The sequence below is a fragment of the Bacteroides sp. genome (genome assembly GCF_030151085.1).
GTDB lineage: Bacteria > Bacteroidota > Bacteroidia > Bacteroidales > Bacteroidaceae > Bacteroides.
The window spans coordinates 1-13,966 of sequence record NZ_JASLER010000082.1 but is presented as its reverse complement, the minus strand read 5'-3'; the positions used below and the strand labels follow the sequence as shown (position 1 = coordinate 13,966).

Annotated in this window: 12 protein-coding genes; 3 read left to right on the top strand and 9 right to left on the bottom strand. The window is 37.4% G+C overall.

Annotation, left to right across the window (positions count from 1 at the left end):
• From Q1W14_RS16470 to Q1W14_RS16430, 9 genes are all read right to left on the bottom strand, one after another.
• Positions 1-1,074 carry an EpsG family protein gene (locus Q1W14_RS16470; protein ID WP_300703382.1) on the bottom strand — a complete coding sequence of 358 codons (1,074 nt, stop codon included), beginning with the start codon at positions 1,072-1,074 and terminating at the stop codon, positions 1-3.
• A 107-nt stretch (positions 1,075-1,181) separates the two neighbouring features.
• Positions 1,182-2,279 carry a polysaccharide pyruvyl transferase family protein gene (locus tag Q1W14_RS16465; protein ID WP_300703380.1) on the bottom strand — a complete coding sequence of 366 codons (1,098 nt, stop codon included), beginning with the start codon at positions 2,277-2,279 and terminating at the stop codon, positions 1,182-1,184.
• Positions 2,276-3,436 (bottom strand): Coenzyme F420 hydrogenase/dehydrogenase, beta subunit C-terminal domain, encoded by a 1,161-nt coding sequence (locus Q1W14_RS16460; protein WP_300703377.1) that lies wholly within the window; start codon positions 3,434-3,436, stop codon positions 2,276-2,278. Before Q1W14_RS16460 ends, Q1W14_RS16465 begins: the two co-directional genes overlap by 4 nt.
• Entirely contained in the window at positions 3,433-4,968 is a 1,536-nt protein-coding gene (locus Q1W14_RS16455) for an oligosaccharide flippase family protein (protein WP_300703375.1), read from the bottom strand. The genes Q1W14_RS16460 and Q1W14_RS16455 overlap by 4 nt, the downstream gene beginning before the upstream one ends.
• A gap of 220 nt (positions 4,969-5,188) precedes the next feature.
• The gene (locus tag Q1W14_RS16450; RefSeq protein WP_300703373.1) at positions 5,189-6,289 is read right to left on the bottom strand and encodes a Wzz/FepE/Etk N-terminal domain-containing protein; all 1,101 of its coding nucleotides are present in this window, start codon (positions 6,287-6,289) and stop codon (positions 5,189-5,191) included.
• 9 nt (positions 6,290-6,298) lie between these two features.
• The gene (locus Q1W14_RS16445) at positions 6,299-8,719 is read right to left on the bottom strand and encodes an SLBB domain-containing protein (protein ID WP_300703370.1); all 2,421 of its coding nucleotides are present in this window, start codon (positions 8,717-8,719) and stop codon (positions 6,299-6,301) included.
• Between the two features lie 157 nt (positions 8,720-8,876).
• The gene (locus tag Q1W14_RS16440) at positions 8,877-10,793 is read right to left on the bottom strand and encodes a nucleoside-diphosphate sugar epimerase/dehydratase (RefSeq protein ID WP_300703368.1); all 1,917 of its coding nucleotides are present in this window, start codon (positions 10,791-10,793) and stop codon (positions 8,877-8,879) included.
• Between the two features lie 20 nt (positions 10,794-10,813).
• Complete coding sequence (locus Q1W14_RS16435; protein WP_300703366.1) at positions 10,814-11,311, bottom strand: UpxZ family transcription anti-terminator antagonist; 498 nt, start codon at positions 11,309-11,311, stop codon at positions 10,814-10,816.
• A 34-nt stretch (positions 11,312-11,345) separates the two neighbouring features.
• Positions 11,346-11,882 (bottom strand): UpxY family transcription antiterminator, encoded by a 537-nt coding sequence (locus tag Q1W14_RS16430; RefSeq protein ID WP_300703363.1) that lies wholly within the window; start codon positions 11,880-11,882, stop codon positions 11,346-11,348.
• Positions 11,883-12,419: 537 nt separating this feature from the next.
• Between Q1W14_RS16430 and Q1W14_RS16425 the strand changes: the two genes are divergently transcribed.
• The 3 genes from Q1W14_RS16425 to Q1W14_RS16415 all read left to right on the top strand — a co-directional run.
• Positions 12,420-12,878: a hypothetical protein gene (locus tag Q1W14_RS16425; RefSeq protein ID WP_300703361.1), complete on the top strand. Its 459-nt coding sequence runs from the start codon at positions 12,420-12,422 to the stop codon at positions 12,876-12,878.
• A gap of 180 nt (positions 12,879-13,058) precedes the next feature.
• Positions 13,059-13,406 carry an SH3 beta-barrel fold-containing protein gene (locus Q1W14_RS16420; RefSeq protein ID WP_300703359.1) on the top strand — a complete coding sequence of 116 codons (348 nt, stop codon included), beginning with the start codon at positions 13,059-13,061 and terminating at the stop codon, positions 13,404-13,406.
• Between the two features lie 39 nt (positions 13,407-13,445).
• On the top strand, positions 13,446-13,966 hold a 521-nt coding region (locus Q1W14_RS16415), incomplete at its 3' end, for a DUF4373 domain-containing protein (RefSeq protein ID WP_300703356.1).

Below are 13,966 nucleotides of genomic sequence, written 5' to 3'. Positions count from 1 at the left end.
TTACTCTAATCCAATATAAAAATCATCAATATTTATTTTCCTTTCATAAGCATCTTTATGCTCAAAAAGTACAGAATCATATTCATAAATAGGAGTATTGATTTTACCATTCACTTTTAATATGGAGATTAAACAAACTATACCTATGTAAATAATCTGATTAGACCGAACACGAAATAGATAAACAAACTGAGGAATAATGACTGCATATGAGAAGAAAAACAAATTAGTCATTCTTATGGCCAAAATTCTAATTTCACTGAAATAACAGAATAAAAGTAAATAAATAAAAATACAATTGATAAATATAATATTATAAGAATGCAAAGCCTTAATTCTTTCATAATAGTAGCTTATCATTACCGCAACAGCTATTCTTAGAAAGAAGCCCATAGTAAATCCATAATCGCTTACAATCCCTGTGTCTAAATAATTATTTGAAAGTAATTCAAATCGACCTCCCAAAAGGCCCAAAAAAGGAGTTACCGCTATTGATAAAATATGTATTTTTCCTAAGTATATAATATTTCCCAATATAAATAGTACCCAAAACGTTTTCAATCCTATAGGTCTATTTATCAACCAATACATAGGTAAATAAATGATAGCAGAACTATGCATAGACAAACCTATAAGATTAAATGTAAGAAATGGAAGCAACCTGCGCTGTTCTATGTATTTTATTGAAAGAATAAATAGCAGAACAGATTTCATATTTCTCAAAACATCTGTTTCAAATATAAGACCACCAATCTCTAAAAATACAATTAATGACAATGCGACATTAGAAGAATAACGCCTCAGAAAAACTAAAATACAGATTATATTTACAAAAGTATTTATAAATACAAAGAAAGAATAATCATTGAATATACTCTTAACAAGAGTCATATACAACAAAAAGCCCTTTTCTATCGTGACATCGCTCAATAGTTGGAAAGACCATTTACCATCAAAAACAGGCAAATATTGAAACACTTCATAATACATAAAAAAGTCAGACCCAACATATCCCCTAAAGCCTAAAAAGAATAAATACAATAAGAAAATAATATAATAATTACTTTTCTCCACACTCCGATATTGAAATGACAAATATGCCAACAAAGAAAATATTATGACAAATATTATATAAGGTAAAGAATACATAAAATATAGTGTTCAAATGATACCTAATGGTATTATATTAATGTATCTTTTTTTGTCGCTGATATTAGGAAATCTAAAGATTTCATTCTCATATCATGCAAATGTTTGTTAGCATCGGTATAATCTATTTCTGAAAAAATTGGGGAACTCTCCTTGTCTATCATGCGATGAGACAAACTTATATTTTTAAGAAAAGAAATAGAGCGCAAATCTGTTTCACTACCTAATTTTATTGTATAAAAGGGTCTATTATAAATTACAGAAAAAGCAGTTCCATGAAAAGAGGTACTTACGACACACGAAGCATTGGCAAAATAGCCAACAAATTCCTCTGGAGAAGTTGTTTGATCACAATTATCTTTAACATTAATTTTTAAAGAAGCTCCACAATAAAAAACTTCGGCTCCAATTTGTCGAGCTATCTCATTTGCAATCCTATATGTTTCGGGAATTACTACAACTTGGTAAACCAGCACATAAGGGTTCTTTATTAAGGGAGTTACCTTTATTCTATCAAAAACAGCCTTTCCAGCCAACAACGTCGGATCAAGAGTCAAACTAATTTCAGAATTTAAACAAAGTTGCTGTAAAGGCCTTATCATTGATATCTCTCGAACACCTATCATATAAATTCTCTGGAGCATCTTTTTTACTCTTTCTTTTGACTTTTCAGGTATCTCACCAATACCCATACTCGCTGCATAAGAAACTATTCGCCCTTTAAAATTTCCTCCAAAATAAACCGAATCAAAAGTTCCACCAGTTAAATTGGGATTCCAAATCTGATCACTCCCTAAAACGATCATGTCATAATCGGTATGCTCAAGACCACTATATTCTGAAAGGAGCAACTTCTTTTTTATAAAATTATCGAAATTGTGAAATTTAATTTTTCTTTTTGAATAAAGAAAAGGCTCTAAGATCAACGAACAAATCCCCTTAATAATATTGCGTCTTATATATCTCCTTATATAAAAAGATTGATAAGGTTTTATTAAATAATTTGGACGATAATCAATTATAGCTACTTCATGATTTAATTCTTTTAAGCATTCCTGAAGAGCATAAGCTTGAAGTACCGCACCATAATTATGAGCGCAATGAAAAGTCAAAATACCTATTTTCATCATCTTCTTGTAATTCGTTTCAAAATTATTTTGATAAGCAGTAAACTTCTCCTCACTTTATACCTCCAGCCACAATTACCATATTTTTTCATTACATATATAAACCCTTTTTGCGTATAGTCCCTTTCAAAATTATCACGATGTTTATGAATTTCTGTCGGGTGAATTAAATTAGGTTGCATGACACTCTCTATTTTCACTTCCTTCCTTCTAATTTCTTCTACCACCGAATCAAACCATTCCTTGCCTTTTGGAGTATTGACCAAGACCAAAGAAACACCCTTGTTGTCGGTATTAAATTCTGGAGCAATTTTCTGCCATCCCCAAAAATCTGCAATAGTAACATCAGACGGACGATTCAAATTCGCAAATTTACATTTTCCACAACTCTTGCGGAACATTATGTGTTCATAGAATGCGTATGTATAAGTATAGTTATATGTAATTCCACGCCTAAAAGTAAATGACTCCTTGTGTGCCGACCATCCAAAACGACCTTTGTCTCTAAAATTCACCGCTATAGCTTCTTCACCCACTTTTTTTTCTATAAAGTTTAGATAATCGTGCCAAATATATGGAGCTGGAACACCGTGACATACTATATCTACCACAAAAAGATTCATTCTAAGTTTCTTTTCTACATAAGACAAAAGCCCTGATGTTTGACAAGGTGTTCCACTAAACACAACTTGCAAACCATCTCTCAAATCAGTTCTTACCTGTGAAAAAATATTATTCATATCACTTTGAACATACTTAGAACCTTTAAACTCATTACGTTCTTCTTTACTGGTAGCCCGTTTATGGACAACTCTAAAGTGTCCTTCATATCCCGCTCCATATACCACGCCACCATTATTTATTATTATATCTGATAGAGCTATAAAAGCAGCACCACTTCTACTTGTTTCTATTTCCTGCATATCTTTGTGACGTACAGCATAAGCCAATGGTGTTTCATAATTAGTAGAATGGTCATAATCACTCTTGAAAGAACAAACTTTTTCGCACAAACCGCAATCAACGCAGAGGTCATCATTAATTTTAGGATAAAGAAATCCCAGTCCATCAGGCTCCATCTTAATAGCCTTATGAAAACATATACTTGCACACGCAGAACAACCGCAACAATCCTCTTTTGCTTTATTTATTCTATTCATTTTGTAAGTTTAGACTTTAATTGAGACAATTTATTTCCTATCATTGCACGTTCCGAACTTGTGCAACCTACAAAATATTCCACCAAAAGGGTATTACACAGACACATGAAGGTCAATAAAAAAAAACGAGACAAACTTTCTTCAAAACGAACATATATTATCATAGGAAAAAAGCAAGAGAGTAAACTAACTATAAAGGCATTAAGGAGAACAATTTTCATGTACTTTTTCACAGATAGTTTTATCATCCCGTGAAGCATATATAGCCTGGAAGACAAACAACACAAAGATAACCCAATAGCTATAATCAATGTACTTTGAGGTGCAAAACCTAATTTTAAAACTAAATAAGACAGAGGCAAATTAAGAAGTTGAATCCCCCCAACTAAAAGTTGATAGTTCTTAATATTACCCGTAGCAAGCATAGCCGTTATCAAAGTAGCAGAAAAAGATTCGATTAATGCAAAAACAAGAACCAAGCGAGTAAAAGCAACAGTATATTCAGGTACAATATTAAGCCATAATGACAAGATAATTTTGGTTTCAAACAACACAGGAAGTGAGAGTAATAATAATAGGTAAAAAGAGAAACGAGAACCCTGTTGCACAAGAGACATCATATATTTATAATTTCCTGTAGCATATGATTTTGTTATCTGAGGATTTATTGCTGTAGTAAAGTTATATATAAAACTACAAATAGCTGAATTAATTTGAAAAGCTATTCCTCGGGCGGAATTAACTACTGGTCCGCAAAACAAATTTATCACAATATTGACACCTTGGTCACGTAGAACGGAAGAGGAAACACCTATAAAGTTCCAACCAGCAAAACCTGTCATTTCTTTTACTAATGGTCTGTCCATAACAAAATGATATGTACATTCTTCAAAATGTCGTTTACAATATAAACCATAAACAAAGCGGACAATCAAAGCTGTAATAAAAAGTAGAACAGCATAACTCATCAATTTATCGAAAACAGAATAGACTAAAAGATATACAACACCTAATTTAATAGTTACCTCAATAATACTAATATAAGCAAAAGCAGTCATACGTTCGTGAGCTATAATAGCAGCATAGTATGGAACACTTATTAGATTTATCATAAATGTAAAGATTGAAAATTGCAAAACGCAATGCGCAGCCATCATTCTATCTTGTGGTATATTCATTTTCTCCTTTAAAAACCAAACTCCACCTATTTCAGCCAAAATAAAAATTACAATGCTAAGTCCTAACTGAATATTAACAGCAGTAGAGAACACTTTCTTTAACTTCTCTTTATCTCCTTTGCCAAGTTCAAAAGTTATAAATCTACTAATCGCAGCTGAAAGAGAGCCTGACAATACGGAAAACATAGCCACAACACCGCCTACTACATTATAAATACCAAAGTCTGTTACGCCTAACACTTGAAGCACTATACGACTTGTATAAAGTGTTATTATCATTATTAGCAGCATACGGATATAAAGCATTATAGTGTTCTTGGCGATGCGCTTATTATTTTGAGAAATAGTTGTCATACTGAAATCAACCATTAACCACCGAAGAAACCTTCTTAAATGACATAATCATGGTTATACAAACTGTTTATATTTTACTGATTTTATAAATTCACCTATATTGATCGAAATAGAACTGAGAAATAAAATGTTTCATAAAATTTGAGTCAGTCTATAATAATACTTATAATAGACTACGATACAAACTATATACAGAATTGAATATTGCAAATTTGTTCTATTATTTTTTAAGAGCCGCAAGAAAATCTTTTCCAAACAATATCCAACTGGTACAAGCAACTCCCGTCAAGAAGACAATACCTATCAGAATCATTGCTTTACTTGGTTTGGATGCACGGATAGGTATTGTTGCAGGCTCAACCACTGTATAGACTGGGGTTATTTCCTGAACCTTCGCCTCAGCCATCTGTAACTGCTGTGCAACACTTGTATAGACTTGATAAGCAAGATTCATCTCATTTTCCAGACGTACTTGCTCAGCACGGTAACTCTGAAGAATAATATTCTTGTTAGCATCAGCAAATTGGGCATAATTTTCCTGAGCTACCTCATATTCTTTCTTTTTACGCTCAAAAAGCCCCTTCTGGAACTCAAAATCCTGACGTGCTTTGTTCGTACGGTAATCTGTGACATAATTTTGCAAACGGTACATTACACTATCCGTGAGGCAAGCAGCAATACGAGCCTCCTGCATTGTAACCGATAAGGTGGTAAGCCCAGTCTTTTTGTCAACTGAGACATTAATACAGTTACTCAATAACTTTACTATTTTCGTCTCATCCTTAGTCAAATGAAAAGGATCAAACTGTTTCACACCATTTTTTTCCTCTTCATCTTTGAACAGAGAAACAATCCAACCAAAAAATTTAAAAGGAGCAGAAGTTATCACACTCCACCACGGAGTACGCTGATGTTTATCCAGATAACAATAAAGGGTAGTATCAATTTCTCCATTCAAGTCTTTTACCGGTACATTGAAAAGACCGATGATAAAGGGAGTAGAACTCACTATGTCAGGATATAAGTCTGGATAAATAGCATCAGCACCAGAAGAGGTATTCATGTTAATGCCTGCCATTGCAGCAAGGGAAGACAGTCCTCCCCCACTCTTACCATCAGACAATTCCGGAGCAATAGTTGCTGTAGCTGTGTATTCCTTTGGAATACTAAAAGCAATAACTAATCCAATAAGTACTGCCCATCCACAACATTTCAATACCCATTTACGCTCTGTCCAAACCTTCAGTGCAAGTTCCAACAAATCAATTTCTTGTCCTTCTTGTGATTGCTGTGGAGTATTATTCTGTATTTCTTCACTCATATCACTTCTTTATTTAAAAGTATTAGTCAAAGTAGCCACCATCGCCGCAATTGTTGCAGTCATAGAACTCATACCCATAATCTCCGCTAATTGCATACGCTTCTTCTCTTTCTTACTCGGAACAATTATCTCACAACCGGGCTGTATCAAATGACTATCACTCTTCTTGGCACGGGCTACGGTTCCATTCAGATAAACAATATATGCCTTGCTTTTCTTTGCCATATCACCATAACCACCGGCCATATTAACATAATGCTTCAATTTCTTTCCTCCCTCCCAAGTGACTGTATTCGGGTACATTACCGAACCGCTGATCTTCACTGTATTGATGTATTCCGGAATATATATCATATCCCCTTCACGCAGAACAATGTCATAGTCACTACTTGGATTAGCCAAAGCTTTACCCATATCCACACCGACTGTATAAGTCTCCGATATTGCCAATTTTGCAGTAGAGATACTATCTTTACCTTCACCGCTATAAGCCATACGAATCACATCTCTCTCACGACGCTTCTCTTCATCATTCATTTTACGGATCAAACGGCCCCCCATAATATAAGCTTCTGGTGTAATACCACCTGCACGGTTTATCAAATCACTCAAACGTTCGTTCTTCTTCAAAAGTGAATAACTACCACTAAACAGTACCTCACCAGCAACAGTAACTGTACGCTGTACTTGATAAGCAGGACTACGGCGGACTTGAACCATATCAAAAGGTTGCAATTGGAAATTGCCGTCACCCATTATCAAACCATCCTTGATATCGAAAGTAAATGTTTCAGCCAGTTTGCTACTGTATGTAGTGCTTTTGGGATTCTTTATACGACGCGTAACGCTCACTCTTGTCGTAGCAGCGGCTTCACTCAATCCACCCGCTTGGATTATCAGATCTTCAATAGACATATTATCTGAATGAAGGAATGTACCCGGATTAAGTACCTCACCGTAGATAGAAACTGTTTCTGTCTCTTTCAAGTCATTGATACTGGGGATATAAAGATGGTCCTCCTTTTGTAAGGGGATGTCCGCAACAGTTCCATTCATCAGACCGTTCAAATCAATAGATATCATTTCATGAGAAAGATCCTCACGCTCACGATCCAGTAATACATGACCTAGAAATGCATCTCCACGGAGACCTTCAGCTTTCTTGATCAATTGTTTTACCGTATTAACAGTACCGTCCAATTGGTAGAGACCCGCACGATAAACAGCACCACTAATCTCTACTTTGTTTTCAAAACGATCCAGTACTGCATCAGTGGTAATCATATCACCATCATCCAGACGGAATACGGAATAATCCATTTCGTCCACATTGAATACCTGATGTTCTCGACCACTCTTACGAATAATGCGAACAGCCTTTTTATAGGCATCACCTGTAAAACCGCCTGCATATTTCAAAAGGGAAGCAACCGTTTCAGAAGGTTTCATCTCATAATACATTGGACGTTTCACTTTACCTACGATTTCTACCAAGGATTCATAAGGATTCACAATGATTACATCGCCTTCCTGAACGCGGATATCATCATTCATCTTACCTTTCATGATAAAATCATAAACATCAAGAGTTTCTATCGTCTTACCATTACGCACCAGTTTGATTCCTCGTAGACTACCGATTTTATTCACGCCCCCTGCACGATACAAGGCATGGAAAACCGTGGAAAAAGCTGAAAGAGTATAAGTACCCGGAACGGAGACTTCTCCCATTATATTTATTTGAATAGTACGAATATCGCCAAGCGTCAAACGTATCTGGGAATTAGGATCATTGCCACCTATGCCGGAATAGATTTTTGAAAATTCACGTTGCAAATAAGCATTCGCTTCTTTTACAGTCATACCATTCAAGTGAACCGGACCGAGGTCTTTCACCTGAATGCTACCCTCAGGACTGATTACCTGACGGATGGTATTCTCTGAAGCTCCCCAAATATCAATGATAACTTCATCACCAGGACCCAAACGATAATTGATCGGAGTAGCAAGGTTGCTACTCGGCTCAAAAGACAAGTTTCTATTTTGAAATAAATTATGACCGAAGATCTGTTTTCCAAGAACTTCGGGCTGAGCCTGCGTATTTTGTTTCTCATCGATAACCGCTTTCTGATCTTCAAGTTCAGCAGCTTCATAAGACTCACCCAAGCCTACAGAACGCTTACGCATTTGAGTCGGTATATTGTCAGCATTCACAGGTTCACCCTTGACTGCCTCATAGTTGGATTTGATTCGTAATACTTGTTCCTGAGTCACACCACGGCGCAACAACTCGGTAGTCATCTGCTTTTGCGACTTACCAGCAGCTTGACCCGCTTTTACGTACTGAATAACCTGTTCATCAGACATACGCTGTGCATAAAGGCTAGTAAAAAGAAAAAGAGAGAAAATCAATAAAAATATTCGACGCATGAAAATTTATGATTTATTGTTTATGATTTATTGTTGTATTATTAGTCAGATCCTTTTGAAAACCGGGAACGTGGAACCCGGGTGATTTATATTTATTACTTCGCGTAGTAATGAAAGGGTGGGTTCCACGGTTCCCGGAGTTTTTATTTGAAAAGGATTAGTTTAGTTTCATATCAAGTACTTCAAAACAAGAGTTCTTACTGACAAATTCAGGAACGAGCTCCTTCATCGCAGAGACTATTTTCATCTGGTCATAAGTATAGCTTATCCTGATCAGGTTTTCAATACATACCTTCACCTCGTCATAATCATATTCACGCACCGTAGCGATCATGATCTTCTCATGATAGGTAGGTTTGGTAAGTTCCTTCACATTCAGGAGTTCCTCATATAACTTTTCACCATGACGCAAACCGGTGAATTCAATCTTCACATCCGTACGACCGGAAAGGGTGATCATACGGCGGGCAAGATCTACGATCTTAACGGGTTTACCCATATCGAAGATGTAGATTTCTCCGCCATTACCCATACTGCCAGCCTCCAGAACAAGGCGGCAAGCTTCCGGGATGGTCATAAAATAACGAATGATCTCAGGATGGGTGACTGTGACAGGACCACCACGTTGAATCTGATTGCGGAAACGGGGAATAACGGAACCGTTGGAGCCTAACACATTACCGAAACGGGTGGTGATAAATTGGGTGGCGTGTGCACCTTCCTTTTGCAATTTCTTGGCTAATGACTGCACATATATCTCACAGATACGTTTAGAACAGCCCATTACATTAGTAGGATTGACCGCCTTATCGGTAGAAATCATCACGAACTTCTCTACACCATATTTTACAGCCAGATCAGCGAGGGTTCGCGTACCGTATACATTCACTTGAATCGATTCGGAAACGTTATCCTCCATCATAGGGACATGCTTGTAAGCAGCGGCGTGGAAAATGTACTGGGGGTTGAATTCCCTGAAGATTTCTTCCATACGGGTGGCATTGGAGATATCTGCAATGATCGTTTCAGCGTCAATATCACGCCAACGGTCCTGCAATTCCAGGCGAATATCATGCAAAGGCGTTTCGGCCTGGTCTACCAGAATCAGTTTATAGGGATTGAAAGAAGCTACCTGGCGCATGATCTCACTGCCGATAGAGCCGGCAGCACCGGTTATCAACACACGCTTGCCTTCCAGATGAGAGGCAACTTTGTGTATATCAATTTCTATAGGAGCACGCTGAAGTAAGTCTTCAATCTGAATCTCTTTAAGCTGAGTACTCTTCAACGCCTTACCGTTCCATTCACTCAAGGCGGGAGCAGTCATCAGTTTAATGTCATGTGAGAGCAGACGGTCCGCCATGTCGGAATTCTTCAGGTCATCCATCTTGGCGGGAGAAACGATAACAGTCTGCACACCGCAATTACTAAGGTTATCCAGCAGGGTGTCATCATTAGGGAATACACGGACACCCATGATTACTTTATTTACCAGTTCAGGTTCATCGGCGATGAAACCACGAAGACGATAATGGCAACGTAAGTTAGCACGTAGGGTCTTGGCTATATTCACACCGGCTTCTTTGACTCCATAAATGAATACGTCCGCACTATGTAAACGGTCAAAATTCAATGCATCATAGACTGTTTTGACAAGGATGCGCAAACAGGACATCATAGCGAAACTGATGATATAGGACATGAACAGGAGACCGGCTGAAGCCAGTTTCTTATCAAGAATACTTTCCGACAAAAGGCTGATGACCATCAGCAATGCGTATGCCGCAGTCAATGAAACAAATATGCGCATAATGTCCACAAAGGAGGAGAAGCGCAACACATTTGAGGAGGTACGGAAAATATGAAAAAAAGCAAGATTGACAATCACCGCCCATAAAATGGCCGAATCGACCGTGGAGCTTTCTTCAAAAAGATTGGAGAGGCCATAGCGGAAACTATAAGCCAAAAGCATGGACAGGACAACGATCAGTACATCCACCAGGAGTATGGTCCAAATGGGCAATACTTTGGATGAAATACGTTGACGGAAAATCCTAATTTGAGCGGATGACATGATGAGCGTTTGTTTTGTATTTATTCCGTTTCACCGGAGATTTCTTCCCAAGGATAAGGATTGTCCAACACATTCAGGAATTCGTCGACGGCTTCCTGTTGTTCGGGCGTGAGTGACACTGAGTCCCAGGAAGCGATAATGGTACGGGCTTCCTCAGCCAAAGGTTCGTCGAACACCTCACCATAGCAGGCGGTAAGAAGGCGGAGCTTCAGCAAAGAGGCGGGAAGAGTTTCGAGAAGATCCCAACAACGGTCCAGAACCTCTTGTATATGTGCCTGTTTTTCACCGTGGTCAATGAATGAGGCGTTATAACCCATCAGGAGGGCAAGACATACATCAGCCTGTTCTTCGGGAGTAACACCACGGGCACCGGAATTATACAAAGACGTCGTAAGGCGGTAAACTTCACCGTTCCGACGAGACAGGTCATCACTATAGACATGGCTACCGTCCATACCCAGATACATCAGTTCGTGCGCAGCACGCTGAAGAGAAATCGTTTCTTCGGAAAGAGTCATTAGGAAATATAAATTATGAATTGTAAGCCATCAATTATCTGATTACTTCTATAAGATCGGGATGAATGGTAGCCATAGCTACGGCAATCACACCCCGGATTTCAACTACCACACGACGGTCACGGGCACCTTTCACCTTCAGAAAAACACCTTCCTGCCCTTCGAAATCACCACCTATAATACGAACCTTGGTACCTTTTGAAAGGTTCAGTTCATCGGGGTGGAAATACATGAGATGGTCATTATAGCTACCGGCAACAGCAATGAAACGTTGCATTTCATGGTCGGGGATAATGATCTTCTGACCGCTACGGGTATCGGTGATATATTGAAGGTAAGTGACCTGAGACTTGACACGCTTCACTTCGGAAGGGCAGGCGTGGACAAAGATCAAATTATGGATAACAGGAACAAGGGCACGAACTTTTTTACCCTTCTTTATGTTTATCTTATATTGCATGGGGACGAAACAACCTAATTTCTCCTTTTCAAGAAGACGCATGGCATCAGGCTCCCTACGGTAGGTGGCACGCATAGCGTACCATAGTTCGGTCTCTTTATCAACTTCCATTCTATGATTTTGTTCAGAAAAGGGCATTCTCCCGGGGCTTTAAACTTCTTACATACGCTTGAAATTCAATCACTTGCGAGCACTTTATGTATAATACGGCAAGCTTTGTACCCCTCTTGCCAACAGATTCTCTATAATTGCGCATTACCTGATAGGTAATAATCTATAAACGAATGTGTTATAAGCATAAAAGCGTTTTTTAGACGTTCGTTTAATGGACGCAAAGATAATGTGTATTTTTGAAACCAACAAAATGTTTAATAAAAATATTTTTGAAACGACTAATGAATTACTGTAATATGCAGATTTACAATTAGTTATTTAGAGTATTTAATATTTTTATTTTCTGTTTCTTTTTAGCTTTTCGACCTCTACTTCTTTTCTAAAATATTGACGTCCATTAAACGAACGTTAAAAAAACACCTACAGAATACCATCTCATCAATTTAAATATCAACATAATACCTAGTAAACTATCATCATCAAAAATTTATCATCATATAATTAAATTCCCCAATTTACGAGTTTGTACTACCTTTGCACCTTTTTTACATTTTACATATATTAAATTATTCATTAAAAAAAGAGTATTATGAAACAAGATGTAAAGCTGAAAAGCTTACAAAAAAAAAGTTAGGTAAATCATGTAAGGAAGAGACAACCAGCAATGAATCAAGCATTAAAAAGCAAGTAGGACGCCCTCATTGCGGAATCATATTTGGGGTACTTCCCCAATATAGATTAGAAATAGAAAAGATGTTTATTGAATGGTATGAGCAGGGATATTTTGACGAAGAAAGTCCAACAGGAATGAAAGCTTTAGCAGACATCCTGTTTAAATCCAAACTACTACTCTCTAATGATGAAAAGCCGCTATCAAACAGAACTATAGAGCAAGAACTTGGGGAAGTTTACAGAGATTTGCATGCAAAAGAGATAAAGGAAAAGAAGAAAGAAAAAAGCTGCAAAAACAAGATGAAAACACGCAATAATTAAATATATACACCCTATCGGAATACCATTTATCTTTGTCGCCACTTTGATAAATGACCAAGCCGCTCCGCATAATCAAGGATGTCGCTTCTTCTTGAAGACGACATCCTTTCTTTTACTACGCCCTGACAGATCACATACCAAACGGAAAAAACTCTATTAATAATTTAAAATTGTAATGCTATGAAAAAGCAAAAGAAGTCCGCTTCACTTCACGAAGCACTCCGGAATCTATGGAAAATACGTATCATGCTCCAAAAAGGGTACACTGAAACATGCGCCGCATGGATGGCAAAAAGAATTGAAGAACTGATTGACCACATGCAGTATGGATATGCACTTATCGCTTATTACAAACAAGACGGAACATTCAAACTAGTGAAAGCAACCCTAATACCATACGAAACAGGATTCAGAAGAAAATATGAGATTACCAAAGTAACCGGTACACTGATATATTGGGATGTAGAACAACAGGCATGGAGAAGCTTTCAATTGGAGAACTTCTTGGAATGGAGACCGATTAATTGAGAGTTGAGAGTTGAAAGTTGAAATCAAAATCAAGAACACATGGCTATGATGTATGGGGGAATGCTATATTTCCCATTCAAAGTAAACCTATTCGAAGAAATAGCAATAGAATTGATTGAAGCCAAATTTGGGTTGAAAGGCACAGCAGCAGTTATAAAGCTGCTGTGCAAAATACACAAAGAAAACGGGTATTATCTGAAATGGGACTGTGAGCAATGTACACTCTTCACGAATAAGGTAGGAAAAGATATCAATGAGGAAGAGATGCAAGGCATTGTGGATATTCTAGTGGAAAAAGGATTCTTTGATCCTCAAATCTATAAAGAACAGCAAGTGCTGACTTCCATAGAATTACAGAAGGTATGGTTGGAAGCAACCAAAAGAAGAAAGAGGGATTTGAACTCCCTACCCTATTTCAAGGAAGAACTGAAAGTGAAAAACGAACAGCCTGAAGCGGGAACCGATACACCTCCTTCAAATGCAGAAAATCAAAAGAATTGTCCGCAGCATGTAGACATTTTCTCTGAAAATGCATACAATTCGGAACAAAGCAAAGAAAG

Coding starts and splice junctions, on each gene's coding strand:
- Q1W14_RS16465 (WP_300703380.1), bottom strand. CDS start 2,279: ATGATGAAAATAGGTATTTTGACTTTTCATTGCGCTCATAATTATGGT.
- Q1W14_RS16460 (WP_300703377.1), bottom strand. CDS start 3,436: ATGAATAGAATAAATAAAGCAAAAGAGGATTGTTGCGGTTGTTCTGCG.
- Q1W14_RS16455 (WP_300703375.1), bottom strand. CDS start 4,968: ATGACAACTATTTCTCAAAATAATAAGCGCATCGCCAAGAACACTATA.
- Q1W14_RS16450 (WP_300703373.1), bottom strand. CDS start 6,289: ATGAGTGAAGAAATACAGAATAATACTCCACAGCAATCACAAGAAGGA.
- Q1W14_RS16445 (WP_300703370.1), bottom strand. CDS start 8,719: ATGCGTCGAATATTTTTATTGATTTTCTCTCTTTTTCTTTTTACTAGC.
- Q1W14_RS16440 (WP_300703368.1), bottom strand. CDS start 10,793: ATGTCATCCGCTCAAATTAGGATTTTCCGTCAACGTATTTCATCCAAA.
- Q1W14_RS16435 (WP_300703366.1), bottom strand. CDS start 11,311: ATGACTCTTTCCGAAGAAACGATTTCTCTTCAGCGTGCTGCGCACGAA.
- Q1W14_RS16430 (WP_300703363.1), bottom strand. CDS start 11,882: ATGGAAGTTGATAAAGAGACCGAACTATGGTACGCTATGCGTGCCACC.
- Q1W14_RS16420 (WP_300703359.1), top strand. CDS start 13,059: ATGAAAAAGCAAAAGAAGTCCGCTTCACTTCACGAAGCACTCCGGAAT.